We start from the raw sequence: 21,513 nt of genomic DNA on the forward strand, positions 1-21,513 counted from the left end.
ATCGGGGTCCGGGGAAGAATCGCCCGGAAATTCACGCTAAGGGCGCTCCGGCTCGGGCGGTGAAATTATATGGATCTAAGCGGCGGGCTCGCCAGCGCGTTTGATGGCACGGTAGACGGTGGACCGGGCTACGCCGAAAAGTTCGGCAATTTCAACAGTCGTGTGCGTTCCCGCCCGGTGAACGGAAACCAGGTGTGCTTCCTGGGCTTTGGAGAGTTTGGGTTGTTTTCCGCGTAGCCGGCCCTTTGCCTTGGCGACGGCCATCCCCTCACGAGTGCGGGCCCGAATCAGGTCTGCCTCGAATTCGGCAACCATGGCCAGGACATTGAAGAGGAGTTTGCCCACGGGATCGGTGGGGTCATGGACGGAGCCGCCGATGCTGAGCTTGACCTCGCGACGGGTGAGTTCGTCAACGATGTCCTTTGCATCGCGCAGGGACCGGGCCAGGCGGTCAAGCTTGGTCACGACCAGGGTGTCCCCGCCCCGGCAGGCCGCCAACGCTTGCCCCAGTCCGGGCCGTGCCCTGTTCGCGCCGGTGAGGCCTTGGTCGGTGAAAGTCTTTTCCGGTGACACTCCGAGGGCAAGCAAGGCGTTCTTCTGCGCCGTGAGGTCTTGGTCATTGGTGGATACGCGCGCGTATCCGATCAGGAGTCCGGTCATGGTTTTGAGTGTACCGTTTAGCCCCCCATCACCGGGCTTAATTGCGGGCACGGTATACGGGAATCTGACATGTGCGGAAACACGCGGTTTTGAAAAAAGTCCGAAGTCGTCTGCACACGCTCCGCTGGCCGACCCTGTATTGAAGGGCCACTCCCCCGTCATTCCGTCGCTCTCCTTGTCTTGGAAACGTGTCTCGACGCTTTCTGTCTTAGACAGAGCCGCTTCCGAGCTTTGTGAGCCGCATTATCGGATGAGGTATCTAGAGATCGCTGTGGGCGAGCCGAACATGCTCAAAGAGCTTAGCCTCACGACCCCCGGCTGATATTGCCGAAACGGTGCAGGGGTGGGTGGGTCGTGGTGCGTCAGTGCTGCACATCATTCGTGACAGCTCGGTCATCGGCACGGTCAGGCTCGAGGACAAGGTTCGCGAGGAATCCCGGGCCGCGGTGAAGGCTCTGCAGGCGCGCGGAGTGAAGGTCGCGTGGTTTAGGTGAGCCTATCCTGCGTGGATGGATCCAACCGCCGGGTGTTGACTGCTTCCATGACTGATGCGCAAGCCCCTATTGAGCCCCATGACAGTGGTGTGGCGGCACGGTTGAACTGGTTGCGGGCTGCCGTGCTGGGCGCCAACGACGGGATCGTGTCCACAGCGGCCACGGTGATCGGGGTCGCCGGGGTGACGAACACTCTCGCGCCGATCCTGATCGCCGGTACCGCCGCCGTGGTGGGCGGATCGGTCTCGATGGCCCTGGGCGAATACGTGTCGGTCAGCAGCCAGAAGGACAGTCAGGAAGCACTGATCGAGAAAGAGAGGCAGGAGCTGCGGGAGGATCCCGACGGCGAACTCGACGAGCTTGCCGGGTTGTACGAGGCAAAAGGGCTCACGCCTGCCACGGCCCGGCAGGTTGCTGTCGAACTGACCGGCCATGATGTCCTGGCCGCCCACCTCTCAGCGGAACTGAACATCGACGAACTCGAAGTCGCAAACCCCTGGCATGCGGCGTTCGCGTCCGCTGCAGCGTTCGCGGCCGGTGCCGTCCTGCCGATGCTCGCGATCCTCCTGCTCCCGGCGGACGTCCGCATACCCCTGACCTTCGTCGCGGTCCTGGTGGCACTGACGATCACCGGGGCTGTCAGCGCCCACGTCGGCGGGAGCTCCCGGCGCCGCGCCATGCTCCGACTCGTCATCGGCGGGGCGCTGGCGATGGCATTCACCTACCTCGTCGGAGCCCTCCTTGGCACCACTGGCATCGCATGATCAATCACGCGCCGATCTGAAGTCACCCAGGTAACTCCCTGCAGGTACTCAGCCAACGCAGCCCCGTCGAGGCCTAGCTTCATAAGCAGGGCTCACACTAACCGCACGTCCCATTCACGTTGAAGGAGTCATCCCATGATCGAAATCGGTGGTCTACCGGCGCACATCCTGCTCATCCACGCCGTCGTGGTCCTCGCGCCGATCGCCGGACTCCTGGCAGTCCTGTTCGCAGTCGCACCCCGGCTGCGCCCCCGCCTGGCGTGGCTCTTGGGTATCCTGGCGGTCCTCCTCGCACCACTGTCCCTCCTGACAGCGGAAGCTGGCGAACAACTCGAGCGCAGCATGCCCGAATCTGCGCTCATCGAAGCGCACGCAGAGCAAGGAGACCTCTTCAAAGCCCTCGCCCTGGTATTCCTCGTCGTCGTCGCAGCCCAACTCCTCACCGCATTCCCTCAGGCCTTGATCCGGCCCCAGCGGCTTCGTGGTCTACGAGGTCTTCTCAGCACACGCCCGGTTCAGATCCTCGCCGTCGTCCTCGGCGTGGCCGGCGGACTCGTCATCATCTACCAAAGCATCATCACCGGACACTCCGGCTCTGCCTCCGTTTGGGGCGGATAGACCTGTGCGACTGACCGTCTCACAAAAACAGGTCACCCTTACCGGTGCGGTAGGGGTGACCTGTTCGTGTTTCGTGGGGGAGGTTAGGCGAGGGTGGTGGCGTCGATGACGAAGCGGTAGCGGACGTCGGAGTTAAGGACTCGCTCGTAGGCGTCGTTGATCTCGTCGGCTCCGATGAGCTCGGTCTCGGGGTGGATGCCGTGCTCGGCGCAGAAATCCAGCATGTCCTGGGTTTCGCGGATCCCGCCGATCATGGAACCGGCCCAGCTGCGTCGGCCCGGGATGAGGGCGAACGCGGGGACCGGGAGGGGCTCGGACGGCGCCCCAACGTTCACGAGGGTCCCGTCGACCTTGAGGAGGCCGAGGTAGGCGCCCATGTCAACGTTGGCTGAAACCGTGTTGATGATCAGGTCGAACGAGTTCGCGAGCTCCGTAAAGGTCTCCGGATCCTTCGTGGCGTAGTGGGCCTTCGCACCAAAGCGGAGGGAATCGTCCTTCTTGGAGGTCGTCTGCGAGAGCACGGTGACGTCCGCGCCGAGCGCTGCGGCGATCTTCACACCCATATGGCCCAGACCACCCAGGCCCACGATGGCCACCTTCGTGTTCGGTCCTGCCTTCCAGTGGTGCAGCGGCGAGTAAAGCGTGATCCCTGCGCAGAGCAGCGGGGCCACCTTATCGAAGTCGAGGCTCTCGGGGACGCGGAGCACGAAGTCCTCCGTGACGATGACGGCCTGCGAGTAGCCGCCCTGGGTGATGGTGCCGTCGACGGGATCGACGCCTCCGTACGTCTGGATGTTTCCCTTGCTGCAGTACTGCTCGTCGCCGCGAACGCAGTACTCGCACTCACCACAAGAATTGACCATGCAGCCCACGCCCACACGGTCGCCAACCTTGTGCTTGGTGACCTCGGAGCCGATTTCGCTCACGGTGCCGACGATCTCGTGGCCGACGACCTGGGGGTACTGAATGTCTCCCCACTCGCCGCGGACGGTATGGATGTCGGAATGGCAGACGCCGGAGTAGGCGATGTCGATCAAAACATCCTTCGGGCCGACGGCGCGGCGCTCGATGGTGGTCCTGATCAGCGGTTCGGTGGCAGACGGTGCCGCGATGGCGTTGACGGTGCGCATGATTCTCCTACGAGGGTGGTGCGGGAATGATGGACGTGCGGGTCCGGCTTCAAAGGATGTCGAGGCCGATACGTCAGCAACTCCACCGCGTCCGAGGTCGGGGCCGCCGCGGACGCCAGTCCCAAGCATATCGACCGCTGTGAGCTCCTCACGGGCGAGGGTGAGGTCGAACACATCAAAGTTCCACGCGATGCGGCTAGGAGTGCTCGACTACGAGATGGTCTGTCGCCCCCGCTACAGGTGCCAGCGAAACATCAGCGGCTCAATGCATGATCAGCGGTGTTGCCGGCGTCCGCTGAGGAGTCCCGGCAACACCAGTACTACTCACGTGTTTCGCTGTAGTTTGGCCAGCTGTCAGCGGAAGTCACCTCATCATCCAAGGCGATTTTGGATGCCAGCTGACTCAGATTCGGATCCATCGCAGGAACGACGCTTCTCGTCTAAGCACTTCCGATCGCCAGATACCTATACACCGTCGCCCGGCTGGCCCCGATGATCTTCCCAATATCGGCCGGTGCTACCCCTTGAGATTTCAAATCAAGGGCGCGCTTGACCTTCGCATGGTCCGCGGTGACTTCCCGTCTGCCAGCTTTCCTCCCATACTCCGCCGCTGCAGCCATACCTGCCCGTGTCCGCTCAGCCAGTTGATCACGCTCTAGCTGCGCAAAAGCTGACATCACCGTCAGCATCGCCCTACCCATCGAACCGGTCGTGCTGATGCCCTCGGTAACACTGCGGAAGTGCACTCCCCTGTGCTCCAAATCATCGATGAGGGCCAGCAGGTTCCGGGTGTTGCGTCCCAGCCGGTCCAGTTTCCACACCACCACCTCATCCCCCGCGCGGAGATGATCCAGGAGCTTGTCGAGCTCGGGGCGGCTCGCCCTCGTCCCACTCACCCCGTGATCGGTAAAAACCCGCTCACACCCAGCCGCTTTCAAAGCCGCGTGCTGCAGATCCGCGTTCTGCTCCAACGTGCTGACCCTCGCATACCCAATACTTCCCATAGCCATGTCTCTCATACTCAACAAACGTCACTTTCATTATTGATGAGAATATACCTCGTGAGACACATTGCTGGGACGCCACGCCACTTCCAACTCCCCCGCGAACACTGAACACCACCGACCGACCGCCGACCCCAGCCGTAAGTCCAGTCAAACGATCCTTTGTTAGGACAGGACAGCCAGCCTTGGTGGATCGAAGGTGCCCAGTATCGTCTGAGGATTTTATACGCTTCGTGGCGACGCTCAGTGTGATCGCTACTTTGCTGGCTTACGGCGGAAGTTATGGCCTGGGACCGAATTAAAGACGCATTCCATTCACGCAGATACTGCTACGGCCGCCAGACGACGAAGTCGCGGCCGTAGCAGTCGTTGCAGTCGCATCTGGGCCAGCCTAGCTTCTCGTCCCAGAAAAGCGCCGATGACGCAGTGGGACCAGCATAGATCTCCCAATTGCGGTGGTCGTCCACGAGCTCCTCAATGATCATCCGGCCGATGTGAGCTCCGCTGCGCTGCAGGTCTGCACGAACCTCGATTGCGTCGAGTAAGACGGCTCGGGTTGCCCGTCTATGCGTGTGACTCGAGTACGTGGGGGTGAGCAGCATGCGCGCCACTTCGTCGTCTCCGTCGAGCGAGTACGACCGCCACTGGTGATCGGTACGTCCCATCGAGCGCTCTAACCACATCGAGGGGGTGAAGCCGATATCATCGCCGTAGTTGGGCTGCCACAGTCCATTGACGAGGGTCGTTTCCACCAGCACCCACCTAAGCTTAGTCATGCGTCGAGTCTCGCCGCCCGATCTGGGTGGGGTGGTAGGACGCGCCGGTCGAACGGTACTCTCTTCGATCATCAAGTATCTTCACGCGCTGGGGTTTCCACTGGCTGCCATCCCAGTTGCGGGCCGAAGTCAGCTGATGGGTTCTTCGCCGGAGCTGGCCGTGTCGCCGTCGCTCTCGCCGACCTCAAGCTTGAAGTCTCCCGACCAACTCACGACGGGTCCGTGCCAGTCGTACCGCGAAAGACCCTTCAGGTCGGTTAGTACCATCGCCCCGTTGATCACCTCCAGTACTCGGAAATCAGCAGATGTCTGGCGACTCTGGCCTCGCAGCGTTACCTTCGCGAGTTCACCCTCCTCAAAGACCCACTCATCACCGTCGGACATCCATGTCGTCTTAGTAGCCATGTCGCGATGCTACAGCAGCCCACATACATGCCTTGAGCGCCAAAGCATCCCCATGAGCACTTTGCTGGCACAGTGAGGGACCGGCTTACGGGCAACCGGGGTGGCGCAAAAGCTGCATCCCTGAGGTGTATGGAGCAAGGAGGTGAAGTTGCTGCGTCATTGACGCAGCAACTTCACCTTGTGTGGCTCGCACGTGTATCTAGAACCTGGGCAGGGCCAATAGGTTGTTGTTCCACTGGCGATCGGCATGGTCAAGTCCATTTGCGTGGTGTAACGCGTTTGCCGCGTGATTCTTGGGTTGCTTAGGCGCTGAGCGCCAGGTCGGGCTGGGTGTCCTCCTTCTTGTCCGTCTCGGCGGCGGGTGTGGTGCCGACGGCTTGTGATTGCTGGATGAGGTCGAGGCCGAGGTAGCGGCGGGACTCGGTCCATTCATCGTGCTGCTCGGCCAGTACTGCGCCGACGAGGCGGATCAGGGCGGGGCGGTCCGGGAAGATCCCGACCACGTCTGTGCGCCTACGGATCTCCTTGTTCAGCCGTTCCTGGGGGTTGTTGGACCACACCTGGCGCCAGAGTCCCTTGGGGAAGGCGGTGAACGCGAGGATGTCCTCGCGGGCGGCCTCGAGGTGGTCCGCGGCCTTGGGCAGCTTCTCGGCCAGGGCCGCCAAGACGCGGTCGAACTGGGCGTGCACGGACACCGCGTCGGGCTGGTCGTAGACCGAGTGCAACAGGGTCTTGACCCACGGCCAGCTGCTCTTGGGCGTGGCGGACATCAGGTTGGCCGCGTAGTGGGTTCGGCAACGTTGCCACGCGGCACCGGGCAGGGTCGCGCCGATGGCGGCGACGAGCCCGGCGTGGGCGTCTGAGGTCACCAGCTTCACCCCGGTCAGGCCGCGGGCGCTCAGGTCGCGGAAGAAGCCCAGCCAACCGGCCCCGTCCTCGGCGGAGGAGGCTTGGATGCCCAGGACCTCCCGATGGCCGTCGGCGTTGACCCCGACGGCGACCATCGCGTGCACGTTCACCACGCGGCCGCCCTCGCGGACCTTCAGGACCAGGGCGTCGGCGGCGACGAACGTGTACGGTCCGGCGTCGAGCGGGCGGGTGCGGAACGCCTCGACCTGGGCGTCCAGGTCTTGGGCCATGACCGAGACCTGGGACTTCGAGAGCTTGGTGATCCCGAGGGTCTCGACGAGCTTCTCCATCCGCCTGGTACTGACGCCGAGCAGGTAGCTGGTGGCGACCACGGTTGTCAGCGCGGCCTCCGCGCGGCGCCGGTGCTCGAGTAGCCAGTCGGGGAAATACGACCCCGAGCGTAATTTCGGTATCGCCACGTCCAGCGTCCCGGTCCGGGTGTCGAAGTCCCGGTGGCGGTACCCGTTGCGGGAGTTCGTCCGGTCCTGGGAGCGGGCACCGTAGTCGGCGCCGCAGACAGCGTCGGCCTCGGCGCTCATCAGGGCGTTGACGAAGGTGGTCAGCATCTGGCGCATCAGGTCCGGCGAGGCTTGTTCGAGCTGTTCTGACAGGAAGCGGGCAGGATCGATAACATGGGGTGCGGTCATCGCGTGGTCTCTCTTTCGAAACGTACTTTGGTAGGTCGTTTCAAGAATCACGCGGTGGCCGCCTCACGTTCGGGATCAACACGCCCGAGCCCGGGCTGTTACACCACGCTAATGGGCACTACTTCGGCATGGGTGCGGAGGTATGGGGCCGCGTTTTCAGGGTGAACCACACCCACCTCTACCCGCGAAGAGCCGGTCCCTACATATGCCCGGCCCTTTTTCACGTCAATCCACTCGACCATCGCCGGCTTGTCGCTAGTTCCAGCGCCGTTGGTCTCTTCGTTTGTCCACTTGTAGCTGGTGATGTGCTGGTGATCTTCCGGGAATCCCTCGACGTGTACGTGTGTAATTCTTACTGCCATGGCTTACTCCTAGTTTGGACTTATGTCTTGTGCGTGTAGTTCCCGTCGCTGTCGAGTGTGCGGGACCAGGCAGGGGGGAATATTGAATCCGCCCCTGAGCGTCAGACCTGCTGTGTGATTGTTCCGCTGGGGTTCCTGCGCACGGTTGAGTCGGTGACGAACCTGCCCGTCGCGGCCGAGCGATTCACGCTGCGTCCATTCCCTGCCCCAGCGCCTACTCGCTCCGTCGTCGTGGTCCGCGGAGACCGCGCAGCAGTGGCTTTCGTGACAAACCGTCCCGTCCGGGCGCTGCGGCTAACTGATCGTGCCATGGTGTCCTCCTCAGAACACTCATCCGAGGGGGAGGGTGACCATTCTTGGCCGCCGATGACTCCGTTAGAATCGCTAGTACCACTAACCATGGAGCTTGCGGTCCTGACCTCGAGTTGCTGGGCGGATCCGCTGTAACGGGTCCGCCCTTTTTGCGTGCCGGGACATCCCGACATAATTAGTGTAGTCGCATCATGCTTAGGGCGCAAGGGTGATGTTAGTAAGCGAGTTGTGGGCTATAGTTACATCTACTAAGTGGGCGCTTCCTGTAGGGTGTTATTCACATCAGGGGTGAAGGACGGCTTACGGAATGCAGGTGGACTACGAGGACGAGGATCTCCGGAAACTCGCCTACGAGCCAGACCATCGCACTTCTCGTTGGGCACCAATCGTTACAAAGGCTTTTCGGCGACGGATCCAACAGCTGCATGCGGCGGTTACTGACCAAGATCTCAGAGCATTGAAGTCCCTCCACCTAGAGAAGCTGAAGGGTGACCGTGCTGGAACATGGTCGATTCGAATAGACAAGCAGTACCGGCTTATTCTTCGGTTCCAGACGCAGGATGGCGGGCGAATAGCCATCGTCGTTGAAGCCGTTGACTACCACTGAAGGACTGATAGTTATGGCCCCCGAGCTCATTGAAGCTTTCCCTCCTGGGGATTTTCTTTCCGAGGAGCTTGAAGCACGTCATTGGTCCCAGAACGACTTCGCCCAGATTCTCGGACGTCCGGCGCAGTTCGTTTCGGAGATAATCGCAGGCAAGAAGGAAATCACCCGAGAGTCAGCGGCTCAGATCGGAGCAGCTCTCGGTACTGGCCCGGAGTACTGGCTAAACCTTCAAAACTCCCATCTTCTGTGGAGCCAGTCTCAGAATGTCGACGCTCGCAGGGACTTGGATGAGGTCAAGCTCCGTGCTCGAATGAACGAACTCGCCCCGGTATCTCTACTTCTCAAGCGCGGCATCCTGACTGGCAGGTCTTTGGCGGAGCAGCAAAGTGAACTAGTCGATCTGTTCCAAATTGAAAACATTGAAGACGCTCCGCGCTTTCTTGCAGCAGCACGCCGTTCTAACCGTGATGAAGAACCCACCCCAACTCAAAAGGCCTGGCTGGCCTGTGCTCGTAAGCATGCGCAAAAACTTGCGGTTAGTGAATACGACGTCGAAGGACTCACGAAACTGGCTGAACGCTTGTCCGGAATGGTCTCGGTCTCAGATAATTTCGCAAAGCTTCCCGCCGAATTTGCTGCCGTTGGAGTGCGTCTTGTCTACGTCGAAGCATTCCCTGGAAGCAAGCTGAACGGGGCCTCGTTTCTTCTTGATGACGACAACCGAAAACCGGTAATTGCTCTGTCGGGCCGAGGTAAACGACTCGATGTAGTCCTCTTCACTTTGCTTCACGAGGTGGCACACATCGTACTCGGGCATGTGACACCCGAACGTCTCGTTATTGACGAAGAGTCATCCAGCGAACCGACAGAGCTCGCGGCCGACGAGAGGGCCGGCGAATGGCAGATTCCAGGGGGACTCCCTACTCCGCCAGCAGCCGTGCGTAGGGGCTGGATCGATTCCACCGCTCAGCACTTAGGTGTTCATCCAGTGGTTGTACTCGGAAGACTACAACGCGATAAGGTCCTTGACTACCGAACCGCTTTAGCAAGAGGAGCGCCGACCGTGAGCGCGCACCTAGACAGCTGGAGTTAGATAGACATCGACCGTGCCAACGACTAAAACTTGTCTACTTCGGGCCGTACGAAATCGTGGCTCGACGCTACCGGGTTTTGTAGACGTTTGTGCAGCTTCCTAAATGCGGCTATTCGCCATAGAGCCACTTCTTGGACTGGTGTGGCCGACGGATTGGTGCCAGCAGCAACCGTCCGTTAAGGGTTCCCTTGCGGGCGGGGATATGTTCAGGGAAATGTTGCCTCGTTTAGGTCTCCAGGTCCTCATCGGGGTTCCTCAATGGCCGAAGTTCCGTTCCTGTGGCGCCTGCAGTGAAAGAGTAGCGGCCCAGCATATTGATGTGTTCCGAGACCAGCGGCGAGAGCCGTTGCACGTCCTCGTCTGCAACGATGTGGCCGCGGTCGCGGAGCCCGGTGAGTGCGGCTTCCAGGTAGCGGGTGTTCCATAGGATGACGGCGTTCAGGACCAGGCCAAGGGTGCCGAGCTGGTCTTCCTGGCCTTCCCGGTAGGACTGCCGTATCTGGCCCCTCCTGCCGTGGAAGATGAGTCTGGCCAGGGCATGCCGGGATTCCTGCACAGTCAACTGGGTATGGATTTGCCGGCGGTACCCCTCATCGGCATCGATGAAGTCCAACAGATGCTCGGTCTTGGCAATCCTCCCGTACTCCGCCAACGCCTTCCCGAGCAGCGTCGGTGCCCCGCCTCCCTGGGTGACCCGCAGGACTTCCGAGGCACGCACGGTCCCGGCAGTCAGGGACCCGGCAAGGCGGAGCATGTCCGGCCAGTTCGACGTGATGAGATCCAGGTTGATGCGGTTGCGGCCGGCCACCGCGTTCAGCTTCCCATAATCCGCCGTGGCGTCGATGCGCCAGAACCGTTGGTCCGGCAACCCGGCCAGTCGGGGTGAGAACCGATATCCGAGCAGCGTGAAAAGCCCGAAGACCTGGTCCGAGTAGGAGGCCGTGTCAGTGGCGACCATCTCGGGGCGTTGGCCGCCGTCAAGATCGAGCAGCCCATCGAGAATGTGCAGGGAATCGCGGACCGTTCCCGGAACCACGACGGCGCCCAGGCCGGAGACCTGGTCGTTGAGATAGTTCAGCCAGGTCAGGCCGCGGCCCTGGCCGAAGTAGCGCGGATTTGCCCCGGCATTGACGGTGGCCACCGGCACCACGAACCGCATCCCGTCGACGGACGCCAGCAGGCCTGTGCCCCAGCGTTGCGCGAGTCCGAGACCGGACTGGGCCTTGATCAGGCGGGCGTTGGCCGCGCGCAGCGTATCGGCACGCACATAGTTTTGGTCGACGTGGCTCAGGCGTCCACGTGTCAGGGCGGGGTGGCCATCCCTTACCACCGGTGTGAGTCCGACGTTGCAGGCCTCGGCCACCAGGAGGGCTGCGACGGAGACATCGAGCTGGACCATCCTCGCGGAGGCCTCCGAGACGTGGCTGAATTCCGAGAGGAATCCCGTCCAGGAATGTACTTCCAGCAGCACATCGGGCAGGTCCACCCTCGGCAGTATCCCGGAGACCATCCCCCGCAACTGCGTCAGGGACTCCGGGACCTTTTTGGCTTCCAGGGGTGAGAGGTGGACTTTGCCGGCATCATCAATCCGTACCGTTGGATTGTCGGCCAACTGCTCAGCCACCGCACGATATCGGGCATCAAGGCGGTGGCGCACACCAGCCAGATGCTCCGTTGGCTCTTCCGGCAGCTGGAGTGCCCTCAAGGTCTCTTTTTTGGTGGCCTGCCACGCCGGATCGGTCAGCAACCGCGCCCGAGGGTCTCCCCAGCGCCGCCCGCCCACCACGAAGATGTCCCGGCGCCGCAGCGCCTTGTGGACGGCCACCGTCACTGCCACCGTGTAGGCCTTGCGGTCGATTTCCTCCGAAGCCGTGACAAGGCGATGCCAAGTTGGAGAGAGTACGGACAGATCAACCTCGGCGGGGTCTTTCTTGCGGCCGTCCAGAACTTCCGGCAGTGCCGTCAGCGCCGCCAACGTTGGCGTCCCGCCCGCGGTGGCCCCGAAGGGTGCCGCCTCGGCCAATGCTGGCAGGAACGAGCGCACGGTGGCGAACCGGCGCAGCATCTCGGCCGCGGTGTCAGCCTCGGCACCCTCGGGATTCACCACTTCGTTCACCACCTCGAGCGCGGCGCGTAGCTCGGACAAGGAAACCTGATCGGCCAGCACCGAGGCGGCCTCTGCGCCGGAATATTCCGTGTTGTCCAACACCTCGACCAGTGTTTTCGCGGCCTTCGCCAATTGCAGTGAGGCCTTGGACAAACGGGGCAGGGACTTCAACCGGGCGGCAGTGGATTCCCTGGTTGCCTTGCGCAGAACGCGTTCGTTGACAATGGCGTCCAGGGCATCACACAAATCATCGGCAACCTCCGACGTCAATGCGCGCACGGCACAAAGCAGTGTCGCACCCCGGCGCTGTCCCGATAGTCCTCGAAGCGATGAGGCCTTGCCCGCCAACCCGTAGCGGGCAAGGGCGTTCATCCGGCCCTCGGGGATCATCTCCACATCGATGGTCCCGGCACCCAGGGCCCGCAGGCGTGCCAGCCGCTCCAACTGCCGCAGCAATTCCGGCACCGAGACCCTCGAGGGCCCGGTCCGCAGCCGTTCCCACGCGGTCAGCCGTGACCCCTCCCCAACGCGAAGCAGACCTTCCAATTCCAGAATCAATGCGGGGCCGGCCGCGTCCACCAGCATGGAATGGAGGCGGTCATTTGCTCCGGAGCGGACCTCTAAAACCAGTCGTGTCAACGTGGAGACGCCGGGGAGAAGGACCTTGCGCTCACGCAGCCAGAGAGCTGCCCGTTCAAACAAACGCACCGGTCCCTCCGACGAAGTCCAGGCCCGGGCCTCCAGAAACAGCCTCAGCTCTTCGTACCTGGCCGGATCGGAGAAATCCGCATACCCGTACTCGGTGGAGATTTCCGCGGCGTGCTCGTACCCGGTCTGTCCCCGCTGCGCATACAGCTTGAGCACGGAAGCATCGGCAATGCCCAGCTGCCCGGCCAGGGATTCCACCACCGGCCACGGAACAGCCAATGGATCCGTCAAAAAACGTCCGACTACCCGCACCGTGATCAGTTGAACAGCAAATCCCAGGCGGTTGTGCATTCCCCGGCGGCGACCAACCACCGACAAATCGGCATCGTCCAACCAACAGAAACGTTCCAGGTCCTCCGCTGGTACCTCGTCGGGGAATCCGCTGAACCCTGCGACCTGCTCATCACTTAGAAAATCGACCGCCATGTCACCCATTCAACAGGCCGCTGACTCCTTAGCGTGAATTTCCGGGCGATTCTTCCCCAGACCCCTACTTGTCCTCGGTCTGGTGATGCACGTAGTGCGCCAGCAGAGCGTTATGGGCCAAGGGGGAGAGCAACTGGTCCTGATCGCGCAGCAGGTCCAGCACGCTCGATGAATGCGGGCCTTGCTCGGTGCGCCAGCCTAGAGTGCCTTGGTTCTCGTTGTTATCCCACGCAAGCACACCGCCGCCGCCGTAGCGGGCGAACACAGCCGCCAGGGCTGCAACGGTCGGGGTCTTGTTCGCACCGCCCTTGCGGTTCACGACGGCGATAGTGCGCGGTCCCGGCCAGTGCTGGGAGACGGCGTGAATGTCGGCGCGTTCGGCCACTTCAGATTCAGAAGGGCTCATACGCAAACCCATCCGGCTCATAGCACCACGGAATCCCAGGGCGCTGGCTGAACCACGGGATCACAGACCAATCTAAAGCCGGGCCTAGGGGCGACGTGTCGCGTGGTACTTCCCGGCGCAGTTGGTAGGGCTGCATCTGTCTCCTTATCGAGTGAAGGACTGTACCAATATGGCACAGTCCTTCGATTCACAGCAATTAGTTCGACACTAGCTCTTCCATGCCCATTGAATCAGCTTCTCCTTAGCATCCTCTGCTGGGACGTCGATCGACCTTGAGTGGAATGCCTCTCTAAAGAGGGTTCTGACCGACTTAGCGGTACGGAAATACTGGCCATGTCTGTCGATTCGACGGGCAGAGACGCCGAGGTACCGGGCGGTCTCCTTGCGGTTCATGCCGGCCTCGATGCAGATTCTGACGGCACGGAAGATGACGGCGTAGGAGGCCTCGTTCTCGGAATTGGCCTTGGTCAAGATGCGCTCTACAGCGATCTTGGCCTCTGGTGGTGTCTGACTCATGTTCTACTCCTCACTTGATCGACAGGCCGGTGTCGAATGTCTTGCGTGCCAGCTGGCGTGACCTGGCGAAGGCGAAAGCCCACAGTCCGAGGACGACGCAGGCTGTCGATACGTGCGTGACCAGCTCGAAAATGTAGAACGCTTCGGCCCCTGCTCGTAGTTCCAGCGGGTAGCCGATGACGCGTGCCATCGAGAGGACGAAGCCGACGAAGATCAGCCTCGAGGCCAGCCGGCCGAAGCGCAGCGGGTTCCTGCGGCTGTCCCGGAGGACCGGCAGCAGGAGGGGCCCGAGCACGTAGGCGGTGTAGGCGAGGACGATCCCCTCGTTCCATTCCACCGCGGGCTGCTCTTGGTATAGCTCCAAGCGGGGTGACGCCTCGGGAGTGTCCGCCATGAGGAGCGTGATGAGCACCCCGGAGGCCGCAATCACGCCCGCTAGGGCGCCGCGCTTTCCAATGATCCAGCTGGTGGCCGTCTCTGAGCCGTAGGCGATAGCAAGGTGAAGGCCGAGGACCGCTACGGCTGTCATGGCACAGCATTTGGCGATGAGGTCGGTGCCGTTGGAAATGGGCACGAAGATTTCTAGGAACTGGTAGATGCCGGGCATGGAGAAGACGTAGGCCGCGGTTAGCAGGATTCCCATGAGGGCCAGCCGGCCGCTGGGTCGCAGCAGTGCCCGCGCCCCTTCTGGGGTCGTTTTAGACGTCAGTCGGTGGAATGTGAGGCCGCCGAGCAGGATCAGCATGAAGCTGACTGAGATGGCGTAGATGCTGTCGTTCATCCGATCAGATCCGTAAGTTTTTCCGCGTATTCGAAGGCTTCCTTGCGCTGCCGGAGGCGGCGCTGGAGGAGATTCAGCCGTTGCTGGATGAGTTCGACCAGGTCCTCGTTTTTCATCACCATCAGGGCCGTCTCCCGGACGTCCTCGGGCCAGTCGCCCTCTTTCATGGTGATGAGTCCGACGACGACAAGCCCCGCGACCATCGACGTCCCGCTGACCCGGGCAGCAGTAACCGCCTGGATGGGGGTGAGCTTGTTCTCCGAGATCTGGCTGAACAGGTAGGTGATCGCCGTTCCCGTCTTCTCGGTCACGTCGTGCCGGACGTCGCCGGTGTCGATGGCGTCGATCCACGCGCGATGGGAGCCGTCGTGGGGGAAATCGATCTTGACCTTGTCATTCCGTGGGAACAGGTCTTCGTGGAAGCGGTGCTGCAGCTCGACCATGAGGTCGGCGTGGTGGACCTGGCTCAGGACTTCCGCGGCCGTTGGTGTGCGGGGCCGACTGTCGAGGTCTTGGTACTCCTTGAAGTCTGCCAGTGCCGCGATGGGATCAATCCCGACGCTTCGGGCCACACCGACGACGGTCGATTCCGGGACGTTACCGCGCCGGATCTGGTTGCCCACCGTGACGCGATGCAGCCCGGTCAGGCGGCCCAGCTCGCTCGCTGATGTGGTGATACCGCGTCGTTCGAGCCATTGCTTGAAGTCAGAACCAGAAACAGCCACGGCACCTCCTTCAAGAGAGCACTAGATGGGCACGGCATACACGCATAGCCGTGATGTCAGAATCTAAGCTATTATAAGAACTAAGGAATTGGCATCAGCCTTCTTCCTCACCGTCTCAATTTTACCGGGCAAGTCCTAACCAGTCTGTGCCCGTCACACCCCGGGGAGGTAATCGTGGACGAAGACGAGAAGCGCGGAGCGTCACCGCTACTGGCCCTGGTGATCCTTGTACCTCTCCTGGCGGGACTGCCTGTCGTCGGCATCGCGGGAGCTGCGATACTCATGCAGACCGAGGAAATGCCTGCTGGGTGCGCCGTCTCCGCAGTAGGTGAGACCGCCGGGGGCATTACTTCGACACCGGCGATCCCGAACGGCTGGGGTGATCTGGTCGACGCCGCCGCGAAGACTGCCGGTCTGCCGGTGAGTGTGGTGGCGGCGCAGTTGAAGCAGGAATCAGGCTGGAACGAAGGTGCACGGAGCCCTGCAGGGGCTCAGGGCGTGGCTCAGTTCATGCCCGGCACCTGGGCCATGTACGGGGAGGGTGGGGACCCGTTCTCGGCCGAGGACGCCATCCCTGCCTACGGCCGCTATATGGCGGCCCTGAAAGAGCAGGTGCAACCGCTGGCAGGTGACGACGCCGACCTACTGGTGCGCCTAACCCTCGCCGCCTACAACGCCGGCTTCGGTGCTGTGCAGGCAGCCAAGGGCATTCCGGCGTTCACGGAGACCCAGCAGTACGTCGAGAAGATCCTTTCCTCCGGACAGAGCAAGTTTTCTGCCGACTGCACGGCGCCTGCGGGCACTATCGCCTGGGACGGCGACCTCGGCGATGGCGAGTGGACCAACCCACTACCGGGTGGTGTTTTCACCTCCGGATACGGACACCGAAATATCCCGGGCCTGCCCGCGTGGGCGCAGGACCACGTCGGGGTAGACCTCGCGACCCCGGGCGCCGGAACCGGCACTGGCGGCCCGGTGATCGCACTGACTGACCTGCGGATCACGGGTTTCAACGACAAGGACGGGTGTGTGATCGCCAAGGAGGACGGCGACGATCCCGATTTCGGGTTCGCGTTCTGCCACCTCAACGCCTACAGCGTGGCCGTGGGCGACAGGTTAAAGCGCGGCGACGTCGTCGGCACCGAGGGCAACAAGGCCGGTCTCGGGCTGGTCGCCACGCACCTGCACTTCGAGATTTACAAGCCGGAAGCACCGGAGGTCGTCTACCCGAACCAGGGCTGGAACCTCGACCCGGAGCCGATTCTGAAAGAGAAAGGAGCGTGGGTACGATGACCCGTCGCTCACACACCTACCCGTACCGGGCCACCGCTCTCGCGGTCTCGATGATCGCCCTGACCAGCTGCGCCGCTGACGCGCCCGCATCGGAAGACGCGGCCCCGATTTCCGCTCCCACGGAGGTCTACGAAGGCTCCCACACATCGCTCCCTGCCGATGAGGTCCTAGGTAGGAACACGTTCGCCTCCCCGGAGGATGCCGACCGTTCCGACGTCGACTCGACCGCCCGCGTGGCGGCGCTGATGCTGCACTCGTGGGATACGACGGTGGACCGCACGGAGACAGCGGCCGCGGTGCGCGCCATACCCCTGATGAGTGCGGAGTGGGCGGCGAACCAGGTGGAGCCTGAGCGCAACGCGAGCAACGGCGAATGGCTAGAACCAGCCGAATACGGCGCTTACAGCGTTCCCCAGGCAGTTCCCGCGATCGGTGACGCCGCGCAGGACGTCGCCCCGGACAAGGCCATTCGGGTCCTCGACGTGACGTGGCGCTGGGTCGCTCGCGACGAGACGCCGCTAACGAGCGGCGGTCCCCGGCAGGTAACCGTCTACCTCGAGAAGACAGAGGACCAATGGGACGTCGTCGGACACCAAACCCGCGACATGACCGCCTCAATCACCGGGGTGGGCAAGTGACTCCTGCAGTACATTCCTGGCCTGTCATCCGCCTCACCATCGGCGAGGGCCAAATTGTCGCGGACGCGAACGGCGACGTCCTGATCTACCCGGTGCTCGACGAGGCGTCCGCAGCCGACGTCGCAGCCGACGCAGCCGCGGAAGCGTGCCGACGTCTGGGCCTTACTGTCTGCCGAGTGCAGGGCCACACCGACGACGGCGAGGTCTACGAAATGATCGTCGACGCCGAACTGGGCACCCTCGAAGAACGAGAGGACACCACCCCCGTCGGCGGCGGCACAAATACGGGCACTGCGCGTAGCGGCTCGAAGGCTGCACGCCGCCGCACTCCTGCACGCCGGAAGGCTGTGCTGTGGGGGAGCGCGGGCGTCCTGGCGGTCACGGTCGGGTTCAGCGCCTTCTACACATTGCAGGACAGCACGGCCGAGCCGGTAGCGACGGTCTACACGCCGCCTCCCGCGCAGCTGCCGATCCCGGCTCCTGCCGGGTGGGACACCTACGGCGACTGGACGACACCGATGACCGGCTCAACCTTGAAGGCGATCCTTGATCCTTCGGGACAGCCGGTAAGCGTGGACGGATCGAAGCTGATCGGCCATGACCCTCGGACAGGCGTGGAGAGGTGGACGCGCACCGCCCCATTCACGGTCGCGCAGCTCGCCCTATTCACCCTCGATGGGCAGTCGAGGGTTGCGGCCGCAGCGGCCCGCGAGCTGGTGCTGTTCGGCGACGAAGCAGACCCGATCCGCGTCGACGTTCCCAAAGACGGAACGATCGTCCTGGACGGCGGTACAGCTCCTCGCGTGGACCTGCCGAACAAACGGACCCTGATCGTCGCAGCCGACGGCAGTACGGCGGCACGGGTGGTCCCGGCGTCCGCGGAACCCATAGAAGCCCTCGACGATGACCTGGTGGCGGCCGACTCGCGCTCCGGACGGATTTGGCGTGTCACGCAGGACTCGGCAGCCCTCCCAGCCCCGGCGAAGCTGCTTGCACCGTCAGCCGGAGCGGAACTGGTCACGGTCCTTGGATCCGTGAACGGGACGGTCGTCGCGGCATGGAAGACCGACGACACCACCACCATCGGCTTCTATGCCCTCGGGGACACCACCGACGCGACGGAAGCGACGCAGGTGGGCATCGTTGACGTCGAAGGAACCGACGTCGCCACCTCCGGTATCCAGGTGGACCGGGAGAACGGCCTGCTAATGGCCGGCACCATCCTGGTCGACGTCGACGCGAAGCAGGCCCACCGCCTGCCCGGAGCCGGGAAGCTCGCCGCCGGCTACGCCTGGGTGACCACCAACACCGAGCAGCTGCGCATCAACGCGCAGGGCGTCACCGAGACCACAACCGATGCGGCCCGTGCGGCGATCCCCGACGTCATCACCGACAACGGCAAGGCAATCACCCGGGCCGAAGGATCCTCCACCGGCCTGCTGTATGCGCTGACACAGGTCGCACCCCGACCCACAGCAACACCGAGCCAGTCCCCTAACCCGTCTTCTACTGCGACTTCAACTCCGAGCCCCACCTCGACCGTTTCCCCGAAGGAGAACCCCTGATGAGAATGACCGCTGTCATCGACCCGGCCGGCACCCTCGAGCTTGATTTGGGAGGCGAGAAAACCACCTCCCCATACCTCTCGGTTATGGACGCCCGCCGCTCCGTCATGAGCACCGCAACCGACCTCGCGGCCGAGACGAGCACCGCAACCGAACTGCACATCGAGGACCCGTCCGGCTCCCGCACAATCCTCGTCCAGACCGACGGCGCCATCGTCGAGCAGCCCGCCGAAAGTGAACCGACAGAAAGCGGCCCAGTACAGCCCGCCGAAGCAATCGAGCCTGCGACGTCCCCGATCACGCCAGAAGTGCCGACCGTGCCGGAGGCCGCGGTGGAAGCAGCAGCACCCTTCGCCACTCCTGTTCCTGTCCCTTTTCCCTCTCCCGTTGAGGTTGAGGCTCCGGTAGTTCCTAAGACCACCGCATCGGAAACGGTCGCTTCATCAGCCGTCGTACCGGCAAAGACAGTGGATCCTCTGACGACCCGCAGGACGGCGATGCCGTCGTTCGTCGACCGGCCGGACGCCGATTCACCGGCACAAGTCGGGGTACGTGGTCTGCTGAATCAGTTCGGGTTGAAGCTCGCACCGTCTCCAGTGGAGCTGGAGCAGCGCCGGGACGAGAAGACTGTCTCTCAGCACTGGGCCGGGCCCCGCACGATCACGGTCCTGAACCCCAAGGGCGGAGCGGGCAAGACGCCGACGGTGATCTGCCTGTCCGCTGTGTTCGCCCGCCTCGGCGGATCCGGTGTCCTTGCGTGGGACAACAACAACTCGCTTGGCTCCCTAGGTTGGCGGACTTTCGACGCCGGCCACGAGGCGACGGTGGTCGACCTCCTCGAGCAGACGGACTACTTCATGACCGCCGGCGCACGGGCCGGGGATCTGGCGTCCTACGTCCACCACCAGCCCTCGGACCAGTACGACGTGCTGCGAAGTGATGACCGGTCGGGGGCAAAGAAGCGGCACGAAGTCACCGGCGACGAGGTCCACCGCCTCTACACGGTGGCTGCGAAGTATTACCGGCTGATCCTCATGGACTCGGGCAACACCGAGCGCGGGGACAACTGGGAGGCCATGATTGGGCACTCCGACCAGGTCGTCATCCCGGTCAAGTCCGTCGATGACGCCGCCGAAGGCGCATCCCGCGTCCTCAGCGCCCTGCGGGCAGGCGACGAGCACGCGCAGTCGCTGGCGGACCGCGCCGTGGTGATCGTCCTAGGGTGCACCCCATCGCACGGTCCGGCGAAGCTGAACGAGCTGGCGGAGTCCTTCCGCCCCTTCGTGAAGTCGGTCGTCACTGTGCCCTACGATCCATCACTGATCGAGGGCAGGATCCGGTTCTCCTCGATGCTCCCGCAGACCCGCCGCGCATGGCTCCGGGCCGCCGCGCAGATCGCGGAGGGACTGTGACCGTGACCCCGCAGCGCAATCCGTTCGTCCACGAACCGGAGGTCGAGCCGCAGGAAGACCCGATCGACGATGACCCGATCCTCGGGCAGCGCGAGTCACTCAGGGGCCCAAAGAACATTCAGCAGACCCTCGCCGCAGAGCCTGTCGAGGAAGAGGAACCAGCGGCCCCTGTCGCGGTGACCAACGCGACACTGTGGTTGGTCGGCGCGTCCGGCGGTGTTGGCACCAGCACCCTGGCGGGTTTGTGCTCGGAGAACGTCGTCGATGAATCCGAGCGGAAGCCGACCTGGGCAGGCCGGGCCCTGTTGGTCTGCTCCGCCAGTGCGTCCTCCCTCGAGGCCGCGCAGCAGCTCGCCCGCAAGTCCGCTTCGGGACAGCTGCCCTACGAACTGGTGGGCCTCGTGATCGTCCACGACCGACCCAAGAACCGGCTGACGAAGCCGACCCTGGACTTCGCGCGCGGGGTCGCGCGGATGTTCCCGGTTGCCATGACGGCACCGTATGAACCCTCGTGGCGCGAGGTTGGCGTCACCCCACAAGCTTCCGGGACACGGCTGAAAAGCGTGCTCCGGAAAATCGAAAAGATCGCCCGCTCCGGGCACTGAGAAAGGGAACTCCCATGTTCGGAAACACTCTGGCAGCACACACCCTGACCACCATCAACGCGCTCACTCCGGTTCGTGAAGGATCGCTCTCGGCTCAGACCTTTACCCCGACGCAGCCTCCCGGCACCGAGGGCCTGACGCAGGTTATCGGCTGGGTTCTGTGGGGCGCGGGCCTGGTCCTGTTTGTGTTCTTCATCTTCGGTCTCGTCTCCGCCGGTAGGAACCGCCGGCAGGGCAACGAGATCGAGGCACCGATCTGGCCTATGGTCGCTGCCTGCCTGCTGGGCGCTTCGGGCGCAGTGTGGACTGCAATCACCTGAGCGAGAACGCCCACCCATTTGATCGAGAGAAGGACACACGATGAGCACACAGGACACCACCCACCAGCCCAAGGACCGCCCGAAGTGGTTCGGAGCGGCGCTGATGCTACTGGCCCTGATGCTGGTCGGCATCCTTGCATGGAGCCTACGGGTATTCATTTTCCCCAGCAACGACGAACCGGCAGCGGAACCCACTACCTCTGCCTCGCAGACAGCACCGTCGCCTGCCT

Annotated in this window: 22 protein-coding genes and 1 pseudogene; 11 read left to right on the plus strand and 12 right to left on the minus strand. The window is 63.0% G+C overall.

Translation table 11 applies throughout. The features are described from left to right. Positions 1 to 75: 75 nt before the first annotated feature. The gene (locus B384_RS0100290) at positions 76 to 660 is read right to left on the minus strand and encodes a recombinase family protein (protein WP_019481146.1); all 585 of its coding nucleotides are present in this window, start codon (positions 658 to 660) and stop codon (positions 76 to 78) included. Between the two features lie 262 nt (positions 661 to 922). Here B384_RS0100290 and B384_RS19895 point away from each other — a divergent pair. From B384_RS19895 to B384_RS0100305, 3 genes and pseudogenes are all read left to right on the plus strand, one after another. Beyond that, positions 923 to 1,142, plus strand: a pseudogene (locus B384_RS19895) (heavy metal translocating P-type ATPase); the annotation flags it as partial. Between the two features lie 59 nt (positions 1,143 to 1,201). Beyond that, a complete protein-coding gene (locus B384_RS0100300; RefSeq protein WP_026040850.1) occupies positions 1,202 to 1,918 on the plus strand; it encodes a VIT1/CCC1 transporter family protein in 717 nt (238 codons plus the stop codon). A 135-nt stretch (positions 1,919 to 2,053) separates the two neighbouring features. After that, positions 2,054 to 2,536 (plus strand): hypothetical protein, encoded by a 483-nt coding sequence (locus B384_RS0100305; RefSeq protein WP_019481149.1) that lies wholly within the window; start codon positions 2,054 to 2,056, stop codon positions 2,534 to 2,536. Positions 2,537 to 2,619: 83 nt separating this feature from the next. Here the strand turns inward: B384_RS0100305 and B384_RS0100310 are convergent, their stop codons facing one another. The 6 genes from B384_RS0100310 to B384_RS0100340 all read right to left on the minus strand — a co-directional run bounded on the left by B384_RS0100310 (position 2,620) and on the right by B384_RS0100340 (position 7,769). Continuing rightward, complete coding sequence (locus B384_RS0100310; protein ID WP_026040851.1) at positions 2,620 to 3,666, minus strand: NAD(P)-dependent alcohol dehydrogenase; 1,047 nt, start codon at positions 3,664 to 3,666, stop codon at positions 2,620 to 2,622. 440 nt (positions 3,667 to 4,106) lie between these two features. Next, a complete protein-coding gene (locus tag B384_RS0100320; protein WP_337459667.1) occupies positions 4,107 to 4,676 on the minus strand; it encodes a recombinase family protein in 570 nt (189 codons plus the stop codon). Between the two features lie 323 nt (positions 4,677 to 4,999). Continuing rightward, a complete protein-coding gene (locus B384_RS0100325; RefSeq protein ID WP_019481153.1) occupies positions 5,000 to 5,446 on the minus strand; it encodes a hypothetical protein in 447 nt (148 codons plus the stop codon). Positions 5,447 to 5,575: 129 nt separating this feature from the next. Continuing rightward, complete coding sequence (locus B384_RS0100330; RefSeq protein ID WP_156808909.1) at positions 5,576 to 5,851, minus strand: hypothetical protein; 276 nt, start codon at positions 5,849 to 5,851, stop codon at positions 5,576 to 5,578. 302 nt (positions 5,852 to 6,153) lie between these two features. Beyond that, the gene (locus B384_RS0100335; RefSeq protein ID WP_019481155.1) at positions 6,154 to 7,407 is read right to left on the minus strand and encodes an IS256 family transposase; all 1,254 of its coding nucleotides are present in this window, start codon (positions 7,405 to 7,407) and stop codon (positions 6,154 to 6,156) included. 98 nt (positions 7,408 to 7,505) lie between these two features. After that, on the minus strand, positions 7,506 to 7,769 hold the full coding sequence (locus B384_RS0100340; protein WP_019481156.1) for a DUF3892 domain-containing protein: 264 nt from the start codon (positions 7,767 to 7,769) through the stop codon (positions 7,506 to 7,508). Positions 7,770 to 8,388: 619 nt separating this feature from the next. Between B384_RS0100340 and B384_RS0100345 the strand changes: the two genes are divergently transcribed. Together B384_RS0100345 and B384_RS0100350 are read left to right on the plus strand one after the other, a co-directional pair. After that, positions 8,389 to 8,688, plus strand: a complete 300-nt coding sequence (locus B384_RS0100345; protein WP_019481157.1) for a type II toxin-antitoxin system RelE/ParE family toxin — start codon at positions 8,389 to 8,391, stop codon at positions 8,686 to 8,688. Between the two features lie 13 nt (positions 8,689 to 8,701). Next, complete coding sequence (locus B384_RS0100350; RefSeq protein ID WP_019481158.1) at positions 8,702 to 9,781, plus strand: XRE family transcriptional regulator; 1,080 nt, start codon at positions 8,702 to 8,704, stop codon at positions 9,779 to 9,781. Positions 9,782 to 10,007: 226 nt separating this feature from the next. Here B384_RS0100350 and B384_RS0100355 read toward each other — a convergent pair whose 3' ends face one another. From B384_RS0100355 to B384_RS0100375, 5 genes are all read right to left on the minus strand, one after another. Further along, on the minus strand, positions 10,008 to 13,022 hold the full coding sequence (locus tag B384_RS0100355) for a Tn3 family transposase (RefSeq protein ID WP_083850785.1): 3,015 nt from the start codon (positions 13,020 to 13,022) through the stop codon (positions 10,008 to 10,010). A gap of 64 nt (positions 13,023 to 13,086) precedes the next feature. Beyond that, positions 13,087 to 13,428: a hypothetical protein gene (locus B384_RS0100360; protein ID WP_019481160.1), complete on the minus strand. Its 342-nt coding sequence runs from the start codon at positions 13,426 to 13,428 to the stop codon at positions 13,087 to 13,089. Positions 13,429 to 13,635: 207 nt separating this feature from the next. Then, on the minus strand, positions 13,636 to 13,944 hold the full coding sequence (locus B384_RS0100365; RefSeq protein WP_019481161.1) for a hypothetical protein: 309 nt from the start codon (positions 13,942 to 13,944) through the stop codon (positions 13,636 to 13,638). A 10-nt stretch (positions 13,945 to 13,954) separates the two neighbouring features. Then, complete coding sequence (locus tag B384_RS0100370) at positions 13,955 to 14,725, minus strand: hypothetical protein (RefSeq protein ID WP_019481162.1); 771 nt, start codon at positions 14,723 to 14,725, stop codon at positions 13,955 to 13,957. Further along, the gene (locus B384_RS0100375; RefSeq protein ID WP_019481163.1) at positions 14,722 to 15,450 is read right to left on the minus strand and encodes a hypothetical protein; all 729 of its coding nucleotides are present in this window, start codon (positions 15,448 to 15,450) and stop codon (positions 14,722 to 14,724) included. Before B384_RS0100375 ends, B384_RS0100370 begins: the two co-directional genes overlap by 4 nt. A gap of 174 nt (positions 15,451 to 15,624) precedes the next feature. Between B384_RS0100375 and B384_RS0100380 the strand changes: the two genes are divergently transcribed. From B384_RS0100380 to B384_RS17205, 6 genes are read left to right on the plus strand one after another with little or no spacing between them, the layout of a single operon-like run. Beyond that, complete coding sequence (locus tag B384_RS0100380; RefSeq protein ID WP_019481164.1) at positions 15,625 to 16,743, plus strand: transglycosylase SLT domain-containing protein; 1,119 nt, start codon at positions 15,625 to 15,627, stop codon at positions 16,741 to 16,743. Then, positions 16,740 to 17,381, plus strand: coding sequence for a hypothetical protein (locus tag B384_RS0100385; RefSeq protein WP_019481165.1), 642 nt, complete (start codon positions 16,740 to 16,742; stop codon positions 17,379 to 17,381). The genes B384_RS0100380 and B384_RS0100385 overlap by 4 nt, the downstream gene beginning before the upstream one ends. Next, positions 17,378 to 18,946: a hypothetical protein gene (locus B384_RS0100390; RefSeq protein ID WP_019481166.1), complete on the plus strand. Its 1,569-nt coding sequence runs from the start codon at positions 17,378 to 17,380 to the stop codon at positions 18,944 to 18,946. Before B384_RS0100385 ends, B384_RS0100390 begins: the two co-directional genes overlap by 4 nt. Next, positions 18,946 to 20,358, plus strand: a complete 1,413-nt coding sequence (locus B384_RS19495) for a MinD/ParA family ATP-binding protein (protein WP_019481167.1) — start codon at positions 18,946 to 18,948, stop codon at positions 20,356 to 20,358. Before B384_RS0100390 ends, B384_RS19495 begins: the two co-directional genes overlap by 1 nt. A gap of 2 nt (positions 20,359 to 20,360) precedes the next feature. Then, positions 20,361 to 20,963, plus strand: a complete 603-nt coding sequence (locus B384_RS19500) for a DUF6668 family protein (RefSeq protein WP_156808910.1) — start codon at positions 20,361 to 20,363, stop codon at positions 20,961 to 20,963. Between the two features lie 14 nt (positions 20,964 to 20,977). Then, the gene (locus tag B384_RS17205; protein ID WP_019481169.1) at positions 20,978 to 21,283 is read left to right on the plus strand and encodes a hypothetical protein; all 306 of its coding nucleotides are present in this window, start codon (positions 20,978 to 20,980) and stop codon (positions 21,281 to 21,283) included. Positions 21,284 to 21,513: the final 230 nt, after the last annotated feature.

This window comes from Arthrobacter sp. TB 23, assembly GCF_000294595.1.
GTDB lineage: Bacteria > Actinomycetota > Actinomycetes > Actinomycetales > Micrococcaceae > Arthrobacter_D.